The 17,440-nt window shown below is 47.7% G+C and carries 13 protein-coding genes; 5 read left to right on the top strand and 8 right to left on the bottom strand.

Features of this window, described 5'->3' with window-relative positions; all coding sequences use genetic code 11:
* Nucleotides 1–298: 298 nt before the first annotated feature.
* The 3 genes from NNX04_RS20920 to NNX04_RS20910 form a co-directional block, all read right to left on the bottom strand.
* On the bottom strand, nt 299–1,846 hold the full coding sequence (locus NNX04_RS20920; RefSeq protein WP_261947069.1) for a hypothetical protein: 1,548 nt from the start codon (nt 1,844–1,846) through the stop codon (nt 299–301).
* 59 nt (nt 1,847–1,905) lie between these two features.
* A complete protein-coding gene (gene treA, locus NNX04_RS20915) occupies nt 1,906–3,519 on the bottom strand; it encodes an alpha,alpha-trehalase TreA (RefSeq protein ID WP_261947068.1) in 1,614 nt (537 codons plus the stop codon).
* Nucleotides 3,520–3,584: 65 nt separating this feature from the next.
* Complete coding sequence (locus tag NNX04_RS20910; RefSeq protein ID WP_261947067.1) at nt 3,585–5,909, bottom strand: TonB-dependent receptor; 2,325 nt, start codon at nt 5,907–5,909, stop codon at nt 3,585–3,587.
* A gap of 288 nt (nt 5,910–6,197) precedes the next feature.
* Between NNX04_RS20910 and NNX04_RS20905 the strand changes: the two genes are divergently transcribed.
* Nucleotides 6,198–7,487 (top strand): MFS transporter, encoded by a 1,290-nt coding sequence (locus tag NNX04_RS20905; RefSeq protein WP_261947066.1) that lies wholly within the window; start codon nt 6,198–6,200, stop codon nt 7,485–7,487.
* A 94-nt stretch (nt 7,488–7,581) separates the two neighbouring features.
* Nucleotides 7,582–8,595 (top strand): LacI family DNA-binding transcriptional regulator, encoded by a 1,014-nt coding sequence (locus NNX04_RS20900; RefSeq protein WP_261947065.1) that lies wholly within the window; start codon nt 7,582–7,584, stop codon nt 8,593–8,595.
* Nucleotides 8,596–8,681: 86 nt separating this feature from the next.
* Here the strand turns inward: NNX04_RS20900 and rlmE are convergent, their stop codons facing one another.
* Nucleotides 8,682–9,302, bottom strand: a complete 621-nt coding sequence (rlmE, locus tag NNX04_RS20895; RefSeq protein ID WP_007643818.1) for a 23S rRNA (uridine(2552)-2'-O)-methyltransferase RlmE — start codon at nt 9,300–9,302, stop codon at nt 8,682–8,684.
* Between the two features lie 214 nt (nt 9,303–9,516).
* Between rlmE and NNX04_RS20890 the strand changes: the two genes are divergently transcribed.
* Both NNX04_RS20890 and NNX04_RS20885 read left to right on the top strand, forming a co-directional pair.
* Nucleotides 9,517–11,139: an NAD(P)/FAD-dependent oxidoreductase gene (locus NNX04_RS20890; RefSeq protein ID WP_261947064.1), complete on the top strand. Its 1,623-nt coding sequence runs from the start codon at nt 9,517–9,519 to the stop codon at nt 11,137–11,139.
* A 1-nt stretch (nt 11,140) separates the two neighbouring features.
* Nucleotides 11,141–11,869, top strand: a complete 729-nt coding sequence (locus NNX04_RS20885; RefSeq protein WP_261947063.1) for a TrmH family RNA methyltransferase — start codon at nt 11,141–11,143, stop codon at nt 11,867–11,869.
* Nucleotides 11,870–11,920: 51 nt separating this feature from the next.
* Here NNX04_RS20885 and NNX04_RS20880 read toward each other — a convergent pair whose 3' ends face one another.
* Both NNX04_RS20880 and NNX04_RS20875 read right to left on the bottom strand, forming a co-directional pair.
* Nucleotides 11,921–12,796 (bottom strand): alpha/beta hydrolase, encoded by an 876-nt coding sequence (locus NNX04_RS20880; RefSeq protein WP_261947062.1) that lies wholly within the window; start codon nt 12,794–12,796, stop codon nt 11,921–11,923.
* A 58-nt stretch (nt 12,797–12,854) separates the two neighbouring features.
* Nucleotides 12,855–13,769 carry a polysaccharide deacetylase family protein gene (locus NNX04_RS20875; protein WP_261947061.1) on the bottom strand — a complete coding sequence of 305 codons (915 nt, stop codon included), beginning with the start codon at nt 13,767–13,769 and terminating at the stop codon, nt 12,855–12,857.
* A gap of 182 nt (nt 13,770–13,951) precedes the next feature.
* Here NNX04_RS20875 and NNX04_RS20870 point away from each other — a divergent pair, with 182 nt between their 5' ends.
* Nucleotides 13,952–14,608: a class I SAM-dependent methyltransferase gene (locus tag NNX04_RS20870; RefSeq protein ID WP_261947060.1), complete on the top strand. Its 657-nt coding sequence runs from the start codon at nt 13,952–13,954 to the stop codon at nt 14,606–14,608.
* Between the two features lie 10 nt (nt 14,609–14,618).
* Here NNX04_RS20870 and NNX04_RS20865 read toward each other — a convergent pair whose 3' ends face one another.
* Both NNX04_RS20865 and NNX04_RS20860 read right to left on the bottom strand, forming a co-directional pair.
* Entirely contained in the window at nt 14,619–16,118 is a 1,500-nt protein-coding gene (locus tag NNX04_RS20865) for a SpoVR family protein (protein WP_261947059.1), read from the bottom strand.
* Entirely contained in the window at nt 16,115–17,389 is a 1,275-nt protein-coding gene (locus tag NNX04_RS20860; protein WP_261947058.1) for a YeaH/YhbH family protein, read from the bottom strand. The genes NNX04_RS20865 and NNX04_RS20860 overlap by 4 nt, the downstream gene beginning before the upstream one ends.
* Nucleotides 17,390–17,440 lie beyond the last annotated feature (51 nt).

Below are 17,440 nucleotides of genomic sequence, written 5' to 3'. Positions count from 1 at the left end.
CACCCTTCATGGTATTGGCGGCGATCACCTGAGTATTTCTAATGAGGCGCACGAAGAGTTGTTAAAGTACCTCGCTGACAATAAAGATATTTATTGGACCGATACTTTTATCAATATTATGAAGTACGTGAAAGAACAACAGAAAACCCTGAATTAAATTCTATCATCCACCACATCCGCTACAGCGAAATCGCGAACACCAAACAGATTGACTCTACTGGTGTTCGCGACTGAAAAAACACTCTTACTTCATCGTCCTACCCGCGAACGCGGGTATCCATAAAAATCAAGAGCTTAATTAAACTTCCAAAAATAACTTTTCTTTGCTGGCAATTAATAATTCATGCACCGCGCTGCGTTGATTATTGGCATTGAGCTTTTTCATCAACTCGGCATATTCCTGTAAGCGCCTGTCACCATATTCATAAGCTTCACGCTCAACTAATTTATAATTTTCAAACTGCTGACGCTCGGTTTCTTTATTGACTTCTTGTTCCATCCAGAGATTATTCACCCGGTCACCCGTCATGGATAAAATGCGGCTATTATCTGCAGTTTTACGCTCATGCACATAGGTGTAATTAGCACCCAACATATCCAGCGAGTCATTAGGGGTATGTTCAAATTTGCTGTAACTAAAGTCGTAACGGGTATTTTGCTTTATCAACAAATTATCACCGTTTTGCTCGGTACGAGTCTGTTGCTCCAGTGTCAAACTCATCGCGGCCACTTGTGAGTAATAACCCGGGTTGTGATACACCGGAGAGCGAAAGCTGGCCGTAAAATCCGGCATGCCGGAATCAAATGCGGCGATGGCCTCTTGCGCAGCATCACTCTCCGTATCCCCTTCAGCAATAACAGGTTTTAAAAAACTGCCAAACACTGAATTAAACGCATCCAACATAAACCGCTTGGAAGCATTGGGAGCTGCACTTTCGTCGCTTGCCTGCGCGATTAAATCCAGGTATTGCTGTAGCACATCGCGTTCAAGGTTTGGGGTGCCCGCCAAACTTTGCAACTGGCTGGTGATATTGACGCTATAACCCTTTACATCCTCTGAGCGCAGGGTTTGGGTTTGCGCGACCTCATCCACACTGAATTCATAACTGTGTTCAACGTAGGTATCCGTCGCAGGATTGAAGCGCTGCAAGGTGAAATTGAACCCGGTAATAAATTGGGTATCAACATCTTTTAAGCCGCGCAGTTGGGTAGTGTCGGCGCGAAAAAATTCATCGCCCATAGCCCCCAATTTTTCCATTAAGGCGGCCAGCGCTTTTTGTTCGCCTTCTGACAAATCGCCATCCACAACCAATGAAAACTCCATCACTGAAGTGCCATCGCGAATATTATTGCGGCTGAATTGGATATTGATGCTATCGCCATCTTTCGTGCGCAGATTCAAAAATACTGACTCAATGCGCTTGCCTTTCGCGGCGGAGAAATCCGGGGAAAACTTATCGACAGCGACCTTAGGTGGTACGCGAAATTGACGAACCTCATTGCGATATTCACTGGTTTCGCGGCTCAGTGCCGCAACCTGACTAAACAGGCTGCTCACGGAAAATTTGGCTTTGTTGTCTTTGATTTGCGTAAGTGAATTCACCAGCGCCTGGTTCGCGGCCTGGGCGGCAGCACCGGTGTGGGATTTGTCGCGTACATAGGTCGCAACTACCATGGGCTCGGAATAAACCGGCGGTGGGTCAATCACCGGATTAATGGTGACAATCGCAGCGGGCGAGCCTACCGCTTCAGGTGAGACAGGCGCCGGGGTTGGAGTCAATGGCGCCGTGGTAACGGGGCTGTTACGGGATATAGCATCAGTCAGATTCAGGACAGAAATTTCCATGGGATAGCATCTCCATTAATTCCCTATGCTTATCGGCAGATATCCCAAAAACTTTTGCCTTATTCCGCCAACAATGCCAATAACACGCCATTCGTCCAGCCAAAACCGTCCTGCAACTCGTATTCGCCGCCGCCGCCGGGTAGGTGAATATCGTAAACGTTATATTTCTCTACCAACTTACCGGTAGTGTGGTAGACCTCGCGATTTAAATTTACCCAGCGGGATTTAACCTGATCCGCAGTGTCGTAGTGTTGGTAATGACGCAGACCTTGAATCGCCAACCACTGCAGGGGTGCCCAGCCGTTGGGGGCGTCCCACTGCTGACCGGTGTTGGCCAGTGTGGTGGTGAGGCCACCGGCTTGTAAAAAATCCTGCGCGATTTTTTGTGCAACTTGATCGGCCATGGACTGATCCACCATGCCGAAATACAGTGGAAAAATGGCTGCGAGCGACAGCACTGGCGTTTGTTGTTGCGCGCTAACATCGTAGTCGTGAAAGAAACCGGTTGTTTCATTCCAAAAATATTTCAATACAGCCTGCTGACGCTGCCCAGCCAAACGCAAAAATTTATCGGCTTCAGCGCGATTACCTTCCAATGCATAAATGTGCGCTAACATTTTTTCCATATTAAACAGCAGCGCATTGAGATCCACCGGGACTATGTCAGTGGTGTGAATAGTTTTCATGTCCGCAGGATTTTTAAACCAGCGGCTGCTGAAATCCCACCCGGATTCCGCTGCCGCGCGCACATGGCGATAAAGCTCTGCTTTGTTCGCACCCGCCCCTTCCGCCAGTTCATAGTCTTCTTTGAATGATTCCGGCCGCGGTGCGGCTATATCGTCCCAGTAGCGATTCAATACACTGCCATCGGCCATGCGCACCACGCGGCGATGAGCAGGTGCAGCTGCCGTTAATTGCAACGCTCCGCTCATCCAGAATTCATATTCTTTAACAAGCGATGGCAAATACTGCGCATAGATTTTTTCACCTTTATGCTGCGCCAGTAACTCGACCATCAATGCAAAAAACGGTGGCTGTGAACGCCCCTCGTAATAAGTGCGGTTGCCATTGGGAATAAACCCACGGCTATTAATCAGGTAAGAAAAGTTATTCACCATGCCTTCAATTAAATCCCAGCGACCAGAAACCTGCAGGCCAAGCATAGTGAAATAACTATCCCAATAATAAACTTCGCGAAAGCGCCCACCGGGCACCACATAGGCATTGGGTAGGGGAATTAAACTGCCATTGGTATTCACGGCAGTATCGGGTTGGCGCGTCAGCAAATCCCAGAGCTGGCTAATATGCTGTTCCACCGGTTGATGGATATCACTTTTAAAATCAGCGGCAACCCCATGGGGTAATTCAAAATGTTCACGCACGAATTTTTCCAAATCAAAATCCGGTTGTGTTTTTTGAGTTTGGTACAGCGCCGCAATTTGCACCATGGGCTGATGGGGAATGCTATCCACAAAGGTTTTGGAGTCGGGAAACAAATTGGATAGCTGAATTTCTTTAAACATAATTGCTTGGTTGCCATCGACAGAAGTGAAAAGAATGGACGATGTTGCGCTTGTCTGCTGGGTAGAATTTTGCGCTGATGGGGTTTCATTGTTGTCACTACAGGCCATCAGCAATAGTGCCAGTAGCAAGCCGATAATTGCTGGTTTCATCGACCACTCCGTGAAGTCAAAAAGGGAGCCGGCCCTGGGCGCGGCTCCAAAGGCTATAGCGCGGATTAGAAGTTGTAACCCAGGCTCAGCTTCACATTGCGCGGCAGAATGTAACGGCCATTAGCCGATGCACCAGTCGCACGAGGGTCACTTTCGGTCAGCGCCAACTCATCGGTGGCATTGTCTACCGCTAACTGGATATTCAGGTTGTCGATATTCACTTGCACACCGAGATCCAATTTAGTGTAGCTGTCCAACGTATTGGTGTTGGCATTATCACCATAGCGATCACTGATCACACTGTAAGTCGCGTAGAGCGATGTCTCCACATTGCCGCCCAACGTGAGGTTATAGCTCGGTGTTAAGCGCATCATGTGGGTGGGTTGACGCAGTACTTGATTACCGGCCAGTGGTCCGTTGTCGATCTCTGGTTCTTGTACTGTCGCATTTAAATCCAGCGTGAAATCACCCAAGTACAATTTACCATCCAGCTCTACACCAATTGCTTTGGTTTCCAAACGACTACAGCTGGCAGCGCCCACATCACAGAAAGGTTGGCCTTTGGTTTTGTTGGAAAAACCAGTGGCATAAAGTGAGTAGTTATCGCGCGACAATTTGTAACCCAACTCCAACTGACTGACATCAATAATCAAATCCGAGCCGTTGTTAAAATCGCCACGGAAATCGCGGTAGGCATCAAAGTCCGGGTATTTAAAACCGTCGTTGATACGCACAAACACACCCATATCATCGCGGAAATTCCAGTTGGCAGCAGCGGTATAAGCAGTGTTACTTTCATCGGCATCGACAAAAAAATCATCGCGGCCATCCAGCGCTCCGTCATCTACTGCATAACTGGTTTGGCGATTCGCAAGGCGCACACCGGCGTCCAGCGTTACATCGCCAATGTAGGTTTCACCGGCGATATAAAACGCATTTTCACGGGCGTCGCCGCGGGCATCCACATCGTATTTCCAACCACAGGTGGCAACATCAGCCCCCTGGCAGGGATCACTAATACTCGCCGCACTGACTTGCTCGCCGTTGTGACCCAGTTGATACCATTTTTGGTTGCCGATGGACCATTGCTCACTGACATCCCACGCGGAACTGTAATAACCTAGGGTGAGTTTAAAATCGTCCCAGCGTTTGCCCAGGCTTAAATCGTTGTTAAACGCACTGATATCTTTTTTCACCACCCAGGGGCCAAATTGTTGCACCAGTTGGTTGGCTGCAAGGGGTGCACCGGTCACCGTCTCACCCGCTACGCCGCCGTTCAAACTGCCCAAGGTCACTGCTGCGCCCTGAGGCACAAAACCAAAAGTATCGGCATCACCTTTGGTCAAACTGAAGCGATCGATAAAGGTCCAGTCGTTGGCCAGGTTTAATTCCAGCGAGCCGCCAGTCACGCTGCCATCCCAACCGCGCCCTTCGCCCATATCCATGGATTCCCAATTTATCGCCGAACCGCCGTTGCCATCAGCGCCTGACATAGGCACTAATACGTGGCGATTGCGCTGGCCAACCTGGGTGTAACCCGCATCCAACCCGGTTTCAACACCGTTTACATCCAACGCCACCGGCAAATACCAGGTGCCGTGGTCATCGGTGCTGCGATGGAACAGATTGGCTTTGCCGTTATCGAGTATTTTGGTGAGGTTGACGGTGAACTGATGGCCTTCTTCGGCATTGAAACCGGCATCGCGCACACCGGGCGATGAGCTGACATAACCGCCGATCATGTAATACAAATCATCGTCCAATTTGCCGCTGACCATACCGTCGATGCGCTGCAAATCGTAATCCGAGGTGGTGTAACGCAGCGCGCCTTCCGTTTCTTCACCCCCCTCTTTCAAGATAAAGTTAGTGGTTAATCCCACCTGGCCGTTGGAGTACACGGGGTTGGGGCCGCCGCGCAAACCCTCCAGCCGCTCAATGGTTTCATCCACCCGAAACAGGGTGGAGTTCTCCATAAACGACAAAGTCGGCGCCGGGAAAATTGCCAGACCGTTAATCGCTACGGTGACAAAATCCGCATCGCCACCACTGGGCAGGCCGCGCACAAAAATATTAGCGCCGGACACACCGCCCGAACTCTCCACCCACACACCGGGGATGGTTTTTAACAAATCGGCAGTACTGGCCGGCGATACTTGTTTGATCTCTGCATCGTCCACCGTGGAAATCGCGAAGCTGGCATCAAAGCGCTTCACGCTGGCGCCGCCCGGTGTACCGGTAACGATTAACTCTTCAATTGTGTCACCGCCGTCCTGCGCCATCACTGGCGCCTGCACCAAACCCAGCGCAGCCGCACCAAGGGCAAGGTTCAGGCAGGATTTACGGTGATGATTAACCTTAATAATGGCTCGTGTAAGTAGATTGATTTTCATGGGTTCTCCCCTGTCGTGGGCTAGTTATTGTTGGATTGCTATCGTGCTGTGTTGATTGTGTTGCCTCTTGCCGCAGGAGCTTCACCCTTGCAAAGCCCCCTGTCCAAATAATATTAGAACTCAAAAAATCAAATTGCAATCGTTTGCAATATATTTTGCAAACGATTGCGAAAAAATCTGCAAACGATTGCCAAAGGAAAAATAGGTGATTAGACTCATTTCTCGGGCGATACTTAACGCCGTTAATAACAATGGCGCGACAAAAAACACAATAACGAGAACAGTGTTATGGCAATCACCAACCGACACCTGATGATTCTGGTGCTCATGTGCAACTACTTCCTGTTCGGCTTACTGCTGAACAGCGTCGGCATAGTCATATTGCAATCCATCAACAGCTTTGGCGTAAGCAAAGAAAACGCAGCGCTGCTGGAAGGTTTTAAGGATTTACCCATCGCCATAGTGTCGTTTTTTGTCGCCTCGCTCCTGCCCCGCCTCGGCTACCGCAAAGCCATGCTGATTGCTGTATCACTGGTATTGTTGGCCTGTCTCGCCATGCCGATGATTGCCAGTTTTTGGGCGACTAAATTGTTTTTTCTCTGCGTAGGCTCAGCATTTGCGCTGATTAAAGTCTCGGTCTATGCCAGTGTCGGGCTGCTCACTAACAGCAAACAAAACCATGCCAGCCTGCTCAATAGCATTGAAGGGATTTTTATGTGCGGGGTGTTATCGGGCTATTGGATTTTCAGTGCGTTTATCGATGACCAGAACCCAGCCAGCAGCGCGTGGCTTAATGTGTATTGGCTGATTGCCGGACTCTGCGCCTTCAACTTGTTGCTGATGTTCGCAGTTAAATTTGATGATCGCCCAGCGACTGATTCCACAACTGAACTCACTACCGAACCCACTAGCAAACTCACTACCAACACCAACCCAGCATCACCGGTAACCAGTCCCTTTGAAGACTTTATTGCCATGCTCAAGTTGGTATTGCGGCCCTTGGTATACAGCTTTATGGGCGCGATGTTTTTGTACGTACTGATCGAACAAGGCATAGGTACCTGGCTTCCCACTTTTAACAGTGAAGTGCTCAGACTACCCGCGAGTATCGCCGTGCAGATCACCAGTTTATTTGCGCTCAGCCTGGCTTTGGGGCGTTTGGGTGCGGGCTGGCTGCTGCGTTTTATTCCCTGGCACCTGTTTCTCGCCGGCTGTATTTTGGCTATGGCAACGCTGGTTATTCTCACCCTGCCCCTCGCCCACAATGTGGAAGCCAAGGCCGACAGCCACTGGTTTAACCTGCCGTTGGCGGCTTATATTTTCCCGCTGATTGGTTTGTTTATGGCGCCCATCTACCCGCTGCTTAATTCGCTGGTGCTCAGCTCCCTGCCCCAGCACCAACAATCATCCATGACGGGTTTGATTATTATTTTCTCCGCTTTGGGCGGCACGACCGGCTCGATTATCACCGGCACGGTGTTTAATCAGTTCAGCGGTCAAACCGCGTTTTACTTGGCGCTGGTGCCTATGGCTTGTATTTTTTTATTGATCTTTCACTTAAAGCGCATGAGCACTTAAAACATATGTGCGATTAAGACAAACCGGCGCGCGGTTGTATAAAACAAACGACTTACATACCATGCACCCAACAGAATCAGGGTGTTGTTATCTCATGAGTAAAATGTCATCGCCGCCAGTCTCCATTGCCGACATCGCACGACGCGCCGGAGTGGCGGAATCTACCGTCTCCCGCGCGCTGAATAACAACCCGATTATCAACGAACAAACGCGGGAAAAAATTCAGGCGCTCGCGCGCGAAATGAACTACAAACTCAACACCGGCGCACGCAATTTACGCCTGCAACGCAGCCATGCAATCTCTGTCGTAATTAACGCCCAAACCCACGACGGCCAAAAATTTTCTGACCCGTTTATGATGGATATGATCGGCGCAATTGCCGATGAATTACATCAACATAATTACAGCTTATTGTTTTCCAGCCCCGCTATTACCAGCGACGATTGGCATTCCCATCTGCTCAGTTCCAAACGTTCCGATGGCATTATTGTGATAGGCACAGGGCGCGACGATACGCCACTGCAAAAACTGCACGCTATGGGTGATGCACTGGTGGTATGGGGCGCCGCAACACCGGATACGCAATATTGCGTGGTGGGCAGCGATAATTATCAGGGCGGCCAAATTGCGGCGCAGCATTTACTCAAACGCGGCTGTAAACGTTTGGTTTTTTTAGGCGATATTGCCCACCCGGAAATTAACCAGCGCTTTCAAGGTTATTTTGATGTGCTCAAAAAAGCGGGATTAGCAACTCAGGAGCGCCACGTGCAAGCGGCGTTTTCCATTGAATCCGGTTTTAATCACGTGAATGAATTACTGCAAGGCGAATTGGATTTTGATGGCATTTTTGCCGCAAGCGACAACATCGCCATGGGTGCGATTAACGCCCTGCAACAACAAGGTTACCGCGTACCAGAGGATGTCTCAGTCGTAGGTTTTGACGATATTCCTATCGCCCCGTTCTTTAGCCCACCGCTGACAACCATTCGCCAGAATATTCACGCGGGCGGAAAATTATTAGTAGAAAAAATTCTTAAACAAATTAACGGCGATGAAACCGTGACCTCGCAAATGCTCGCCACGGAATTAGTCGTACGCAGCTCTTAATATTGAAAATAATCTTCGGACTGATACCGAGAATGAAGCTGAACTTGATGCGCGACGCGTAATGCGTAATGCGCATCAAGATTTGATTACCCTTTAAATCCCTTACCCACCACATACACTTCGCGCGAACGTGGGCGCGATGCATCGGGCTTACGAATCACCACTTTTTCAAATGAAGTACGCACTTCTTTCACGTAATCATCGTAGCCTTCACCGTGAAAAACCTTGGCGACAAAATCCCCTTTAGGTTTTAACACACTGCGCGCCATATCCAGTGCAAGCTCAACCAGGTACATGGACGATGCTTGATCTACCGCATCCACGCCGCTGATATTGGGCGCCATATCGGAGATCACCACATCAGCGCGGTTACCGCCGAGCTTCTCCATGATTTGATTAAACACCACCTCTTCCGTGAAATCACCCTGAATAAAATCCACGTGCTCCAATGAATCCATCGGCAAAATATCCGACGCGATCACCCGCCCTTTTACCCCGACCAAACGCCCAGCGATTTGCGACCAGCTACCCGGAGCCGACCCCAAATCCACCACCATCATAGCGGGGCGAATCAGCTTATCTTTTTCATTCAACTCCAGCAGCTTATAAGCCGCGCGCGCGCGATAGCCGTCCACCTGCGCCTTTTTAACATAGGGATCGTTGACGTGTTCTTCCAACCAACGGTTACTGCTTTTGGATCTGGCCATAAATATCACAAGTGTTCTGGAGAGATGGGCGTAGGCTCACAGAAAATGAGCCCAAAAGGGTTGCTATTGTATGCCCTAAGGAACGATAAAACAAAAGCACTCAGCTACAGCCAGTGACGCATCGGTAGAAACCAGCGTAAAATGCGCGCCACTCCATTGCTCTATTATTCTTTTACCTATCCCTTTGCCGGAAAGTTACCGGCCAGGAGCCATCATGATTCGTATCACCGAACTCCAACTGCCGTTGGATCACCCTGTCGAAGCCCTGCGTTTGGCTATAGTCAAGCGCTTGAAAATCAAAGACAGTGACCTGCTCGACTTCACTGTATTCAAACGCAGTTACGATGCGCGCAAAAAAAATAGCGAAATCACTTTTGTTTACATCATTGACCTGAACGCTAATAACGAAGAAAAAATTCTCAGTCGTTTCGCAGATGACAAAAATATTCGCCCGGCACCAGATACCCATTACTATCCAGTGGCTCAAGCACCCGCTGATTTGAGCGAGCGCCCGCTGGTAATAGGTTTTGGTCCCTGCGGTTTATTCGCTGCGCTCACCCTTGCACAAATGGGATTCAAACCGATTGTGCTGGAGCGCGGTAAAGATGTGCGACGTCGTACCAAAGACACCTGGGCGCTGTGGCGCAATAAAGTCTTAACGCCCGAATCCAATGTGCAATTCGGCGAGGGCGGTGCCGGATTATTTTCTGATGGAAAACTCTATAGCCAAATTAAGGACCCTAAATTTTACGGCCGTAAAGTGATGCATGAATTTGTGCGCGCCGGTGCACCCGAAGAAATTATGTATGTGAGCAAACCACACATAGGTACGTTCCGGTTGACTGGTGTAGTAGCTGCAATGCGGGAAGAAATTAAAGCACTCGGTGGCGAAGTGCGCTTTGAAAGTAAAGTCACTGATTTCCTGATCGAAGATGGCCGCATTGAAGGGGTAACCCTGGCCGATGGTGAAACCCTGCGCAGTCGCTATGTCGTACTCGCCCTTGGTCACAGCTCGCGCGATACCTTCCGTAAAATTCATGAGCGCGGCGTTTATGTGGAGGCAAAACCCTTTGCCGTCGGCTTTCGTATTGAGCATCCACAATCATTAATTGACGATGCGCGCTTGGGTAAATACGCAGGTCATCCGGAACTGGGCGCCGCTGATTACAAAGTGGTTTATCACGCAAAAAATGGCCGCGCCGTGTACAGTTTTTGTATGTGCCCCGGTGGAACTGTCGTTGCTGCTACTTCGGAGCCTAATCGCGTTGTCACCAACGGCATGAGCCAATACTCACGCAACGAACGTAATGCTAATGCTGGCATTGTGGTTGGCATTAACCCGAATGAAGATTTTCCTGGCGGCCCCTTAGCCGGCGTGGAATTACAAGAACGACTGGAATCCCGCGCGTTTGAATTGGGCGGTAGCGATTATTGCGCGCCAGGGCAATTAGTGGGCGACTTTATTCGCGGCAAAGCCTCTAGCGAATTTGGTGAGGTTGAACCCTCTTACAAACCCGGCGTACGCTTGGGCGATTTGGCTCCGTCACTGCCAGACTATGTCATTGAAGCCATTCGCGAAGCCCTGCCGGAGTTCGGCAAACAAATTCGAGGTTTCGATCGCGACGATGCGATCCTCACCGGCATTGAAACCCGCACCTCATCACCCGTGCGCATTACACGCGACCACGAAACACTGCAAAGTTTAAATACTCGCGGGCTTTACCCAGCCGGTGAAGGCGCCGGATATGCTGGCGGTATTTTATCTGCCGGCGTGGATGGCATTAAAGTGGCCGAAGCCGTCGCCAAAGCCATGCTGGCCGATTTGCAAGGTCAATAAGATGCACTTAAAAATCGACGAGATAAAAAAACTCCACCAAAAAAAATACCGCAGCGAGCTGGGTTATTTTTTGGTGGAAGGTGAACACCTGATTCTGGAGTTGGAAAAAGCAGCAGAGCACAACGCAACGCTGCAAAACTGCGAATTATTTGTCACTGAAGGTTATCAGCACTTCGCCAGTCGCTTTACAAAACATCTGGTTAGCGAAAAAACCATGGCGCAGTTGTCTGATACCAAAACGCCGCAAGGTATTATCGCTGTAGCGCCTATTGCTGATTCTCCGAAATCACTACTTACCAGCGAAAAAGTCATTTACCTCTATGAAGTGCAAGACCCAGGAAATTTAGGGACTATTTTGCGCAGCCTCGCCTGGTTCGGCAATTTTCGCTGCCTGTTAAGCCCCGGCTCGGTGGACCCTTACAACCCCAAAGTGGTTCGCTCCAGCATGGGTGCGATTTTTCAAGTACCAATGGAATTGGATGTACCGCTGGAGTCTATCGCGTCGCGCTTTCAATCCATCGCCACCCTAGACATGAACGGAAAATCGCTCAGCGATAACAGCTTCAAACGTTTTGATTGTTACGTGTTTGGCAACGAAGCGCGCGGTATACCACGTGAAGATTTGCAGACCATGAAGGCACAGCCATTTACGATTTCTGGTTGCGGTGCAATTGAATCGCTGAATTTAGCGTCTGCGGTAAATATGTGTGTATATGAGCTGATGCGTTAACACCACAAGGCGCAACGCAAATGTGTTGCGTACCTTATTTCCCCCTGACATCTACTTTTTAAGCGGGATTGCCGCCATCAAACCACGAGATAATAATCCGGGAAATACACTGTGATGATTTTCTCCTTTTATAATTTCAACCTGCAAATCCAGCCCGGCATAATTACGCGAGCGCAAGACTTTTTCAAAAGCCAATACATCATCAGCCATTTGTTTATTATTCAAGCTGCTATCATTTTGATCAGCATAAATCATTGCATGTGCACTTAAGGATTTATTTTTTTCTGCGTATCGCTTCTCCATCTCAAAAATCACTTTGTTGTCATACCACAATGAAGGACTGCCAATAATATAGTGATCAAATATCTCAGGCCTGTTGACCAAAATATAGCAACCTAACAAGCCACTAAATGAATGACCAACGAAAATTTTATTATTAGCATCGACACGATAAGAATTTTTCAATAACGGAATAACCTGATCAGCAAGAAAAGCAGTGTACTCTTTCGCATGACCAGAGGCTTTACGTGCTGCTGATGAATGACCGTTAGACTCCTCAGGGGAATAGGTTGGAGTATAATCCCGCGTACGACTGATCGTGCGATCATCACCCTTTGAATAAGAAACACCTACAACAATAGCCTCTTTTACTACATTCCCACCCATTAGAGCCATAGCACCATTGGTAATCGGAAAGCCCCAACTAGTGTCATTAACGATGATTAGCGGATAAGCAGTTTTAGTGTCCCAATAAGACTTTGGCAGCTGTATATAAAGCTCATAATCCTTATTATTGCTATTTGCATGAATACTTGTTGTTTCATACGCAGGATAACCAAAAGGCGGTATTTCGCTGGCATAAACATTAGTTGCAACACTATTAGCTCCTAAAATGCAGGACAACAAAAACACCTTCTTGAATGACATTTAATTTCCTTGGTTATTGGTGATTAGCAATTATTGATTGGTTATTTCGATTTACTGACTAGAGATCAACAAGCACACCCGCTTTCGCAAAAGCCTGATCAAGATACTGTTCATTTTCCGATGGATGACGCAATTCAGACTCAGGAACACCTTTGCTATTGGCGATAGCAGCAACTCGGCCCTGCTTGTGAAATACAGTATTGGGAAAGTTACGGGCGATAGGATCCTCATAGGCTTTTTGAGGAGTAATAATTTTCCAACCTTTAGCGCGCAAATGCGCAATAAGATCACCGACAAACAATGCTGCCGCATCGTTTTCGTGTAAAAGCATTACATGCCGTGGCGAACGCCCGAGAGTTTTTTTAGCGATTGCGTCATAAAACTCGATGGATTCATACAGCGTATCCACATAAAATTTTCGCGCGTTATCGTAATTGAGTGTTTTTTTATCTTCTGCGGCTTTAGTTAGCAGCGAACTAATGTACCAATCAAAATTATCAATAGTAACGTAACCGTCTTTATACCCCAGATCAGTAAGCGACTGCTGCAAAGCAATGATAGCCGCCAAGTCTTTACCGTAATGCAAGTACGGAAAACGATGGTAAGGTAAAACATTTTTTTGTGACTTCAATAATAAATGCGCTTTATAAACATCGGCAGGGTAATCCAGCAATCCCAGCTCACTGGCTGATTGATGGCTATAGCTGTGATTGGCAAGATGGAAACCAGCAGCGGCGTACTGTTCCAAACGTTGTTGCGTATCTTTATTTATGTAGTCCGCCTTCACGAAAAATAATGTATCTGGAACTTTGGCTTTCACCAATATATCGATCAGCTTTCGGGTTCGCTCGGCGCCGGTCATTAATGCTGAATCGGGTGTTGGCGCATCGTCAAAGGTAAGGGCGATTTCACGAGCATGGCAAAGTGAGCTAGCAAACAGCAGCACGAGGGCTGTTAGGAGAAAATAGTTCATCGCTGATCCAGATTATTATTGGTTATTCCAAAAAGACACGAGTAACTGACACGAGCAGTAATAATAAGTTCCATCACAGCGAAATTCAGGTTTTAGCCTTTAAAACACCGTAGAATGATGTTCTCGCCAAGCGCCCCAGTCTTTCGCATGAGCTGCTTTGTATCACTTTTTATAGGCAAATCATGACAACCCTTCGCGTTCGCTACCAAACCCTTGAGTTTGGCACCACTGATATCCATATTCGTAGCCTGCGTGATAATCAGGAATTTTCTGATGATGAGGGTGCTGCCGCTGCCTTGGGTATTTCGTCGGCATCCTGGCCGATATTTGGCATTGTATGGCCATCGGGTGAAGTGTTGGCGCATTTAATGGCGGAATTTGATTTTGCAGGAAAACGAATTTTAGAAGTGGGCTGTGGCATCGCGCTGGCGAGTTTAATCCTTAATCATCGCCGTGCCGATATTACGGCTACAGATTATCACCCTGGCGTGGCAGATTTTCTTAACAAAAATACCCAGCTAAATAAAGATCGTTTGATTCCATTTGTACGCACAGGTTGGAATGATGCGCTGAGCGACCTGGGCTTGTTTGATGTGATTATTGGCAGCGATTTGCTCTATGAAGCAGAGCATGTTGAATTGCTGGCAGGATTCATCAATCAACATGCAGCAGCCCAATGCGAAGTTATTCTGATTGATCCAGGTCGCGGCCATCACGCCAAATTCAGTAAAAAAATGCTCTCACTGGGTTACTCACACAGCCAAAACAAGGTGCAGGTACACACTCAAGAAGGGCGCCAAAACTTTAGCGGTCAAATTCTTCGCTACCAGCGCATTTGAATCAATTTCCCTAGTCAGGTTTTTGCAGCGGACAGTGATAACTTTGTTTTATCTCACCACCATCCACCGAATGCAAATGCACATCAAACCCCCACAAACGGTGCAAATGTTTTAGCACTTCATGGGTTGAGCCAGCCAATGGACGGCGATTATGCATGTAGTGATGTAGGGTCAACGACCTGTCGCCGCGCACATCAACACTGTAAACCTGGATATTGGGTTCGCGATTACCTAAATTGTATTGTCCCGCCAAATTTTCGCGCAGCTTCTTAAAGCCTTTTTCGTTGTGGATTGCATCCACCCGGATTTTTTCTTGTTCGTCATCATCGACAATACTGAACAGTTTCAAATCACGCATTACTTTGGGCGACAGAAATTGCAAAATAAAACTTTCATCTTTGAAATTTTTCATCGCAAACTGCAATGTCTCTTTCCAATTGGAGCCGGCAATTTCCGGGAACCAGTGCCTGTCTTCGTCCGTAGGATTTTCGCAGATGCGGCGGATATCGCTCATCATCGCAAAACCCAGTGCGTAAGGATTGATCCCACTGAAAAAAGGATGATCATAAGCAGGCTGGGCCACTACACTGGTATGGGATTGTAAAAACTCCAGAATAAACCCATCAGTTACATAACCGCGCGTATAAAGTTCATTCAATAAAGTGTAATGCCAAAAGGTTGCCCAGCCTTCATTCATGACCTGGGTTTGCCGTTGGGGGTAAAAATACTGGGCAATTTTACGCACTATGCGGATAATTTCCCGCTGCCATGGCTCAAGTAGCGGTGAATTTTTTTCCAGAAAATATAAAATATTCTCTTGGGGTTCAGGGGGGTACCGTGGTACGTTTTTTTCAGGATCTTGCACGGCCGACTTGGGAATGGTGCGCCACAAATCATTGACATGTTTTTGTAAATACTCCTCACGCTCACTTTGGCGGCGCTCCTCTTCATGGGCCGAAATGGGCGAGGGACGTTTATAGCGATCGACCCCATAATTCATAAGCGCATGACACGAGTCCAGAATATTTTCCACTTCACTAACACCATAACGCTCTTCACACTTACTGATATAATTTTTAGCAAACACTAGATAATCAATAATCGAACTGGCATCAGTCCAGGTACGAAATAAATAGTTCCCCTTAAAAAAAGAATTGTGCCCATAACAGGCATGAGCAATGACCAGCGTCTGCATGGTCATGGTATTTTCTTCCATTAAATAGGCAATGCAGGGGTTGGAGTTAATCACAATCTCATAAGCCAGCCCCATTTGACCACGTTTATAGGAGTGCTCCGTACTTAACAGTTGTTTTCCGTAGGACCAATGGTGGTAGCCAATTGGCATACCTACCGATGAATAGGCATCCATCATTTGCTCAGAGCTAATCACTTCAATTTGATTGGGGTAAGTATCCAAACCAAATTCGGCAGCCAGCTCACTCAGCACTGCATCGACATCCCGAATTAAATCAAAACTCCATTCTGATGTGGTAAACAGTGGTTTACTCATGCGACCTTCTTATGAAAAAGTTCACGAAACACCGGGTAGATATCACTAGCATCGCGAATATGCTGCAGCGCAAAACGCTCAGGATATTCTGCATGAATGGTATCGTAGGTTTCCCAGAGCGCTTGATGTTGGTTTTGAGTAATTTCTATGTAGGAAAAATATTGGCAATTGGGTAATAACTCATCAATCAAAATATCGCGGCAAAGATCTGAATCCTCTCCCCAGTTATCGCCATCTGACGCTTGTGCGCCATAAATATTCCAAATTTCGGGAGAGTAACGATCCTGAATAATTTCCTGCATTAAACGCAGTGCGCTGGATACGACTGTGCCTCCTGTTTCACGCGAATGGAAAAAATCGTCTTCATTAACTTCTTTGGCAATGGTGTGATGGCGGATAAAAACTATTTCTGTTTTTTCGTAATTTCGCTGCAAAAATAAATACAACAAAATAAAAAAACGTTTTGCAATATCTTTGGTGCCTTGATCCATGGAGCCAGATACATCCATCAAACAAAACATCACAGCTTTGGAACGTGGAATAGGCTGTTTGATATGCAAGTTGTATTTGAGGTCAAAGGTATCCAACCAGGGAATACGACCAATCGCTTTTTCTAGCTTGGCAACAGCTTCCAATAATTCACTCATGCGGGCTTTTTTTGCAGGGGAATCGGGTTGTTTATCCAGAGCGACCAACTCAGCATGCAATTCATCTAACTGGCGCCGCTTGCCCGCGGTTAAGGCGATACGGCGCATGTTCGCCGAGCGTAAAGAGCGCACAATATTAATACGCCCCGGCTGGCCTTCATTGGCGATACCAGCGCGCACGGTTTTAAATTCTTCAAGACCAGACAACTGGCGCTTAACCAGATTAGGTAATTCCAGTCCTTCAAACATAAAGTCCAGAAACTCCTCTTGCGATAAGGTAAACGAAAAGTCGTCCTCCCCCTCACCGGAATCGCTGGCTTGGCCGCCGCTGCCCAGCCCTTCACCACCCTGCGGGCGCGCAATTTTATCGCCTTCGGAATACTGCTTATTACCTGGCAATACGCGCTCGTTATACCCACCTTGACCGTGATAAATAGTGGGCTCATTGATATCCCGTGTGGGAATACTGACCTTGCCCCCCTTATCTATGTCGGTAATGGAGCGTTGATTAACCGCATCAGACACGGCTTTTTGAATTTGTTGGCGATAGCGCTGTAAAAATCGCTGACGATTTACCGCGCTTTTATTTTTGGCATTGAGGCGTCGATCAATAATGTAACTCATATTTCAACCTTAAGGTTTACTCACCCACTCCGGCGGCTATTGATGCGAAAA

The organism is Cellvibrio sp. QJXJ (assembly GCF_024452345.1).
In the GTDB taxonomy this organism is placed as follows: Bacteria; Pseudomonadota; Gammaproteobacteria; order Pseudomonadales; family Cellvibrionaceae; genus Cellvibrio.
Note: the sequence above shows the minus strand (reverse complement) of the source record. Positions and strands in the feature narration are given on the sequence as shown.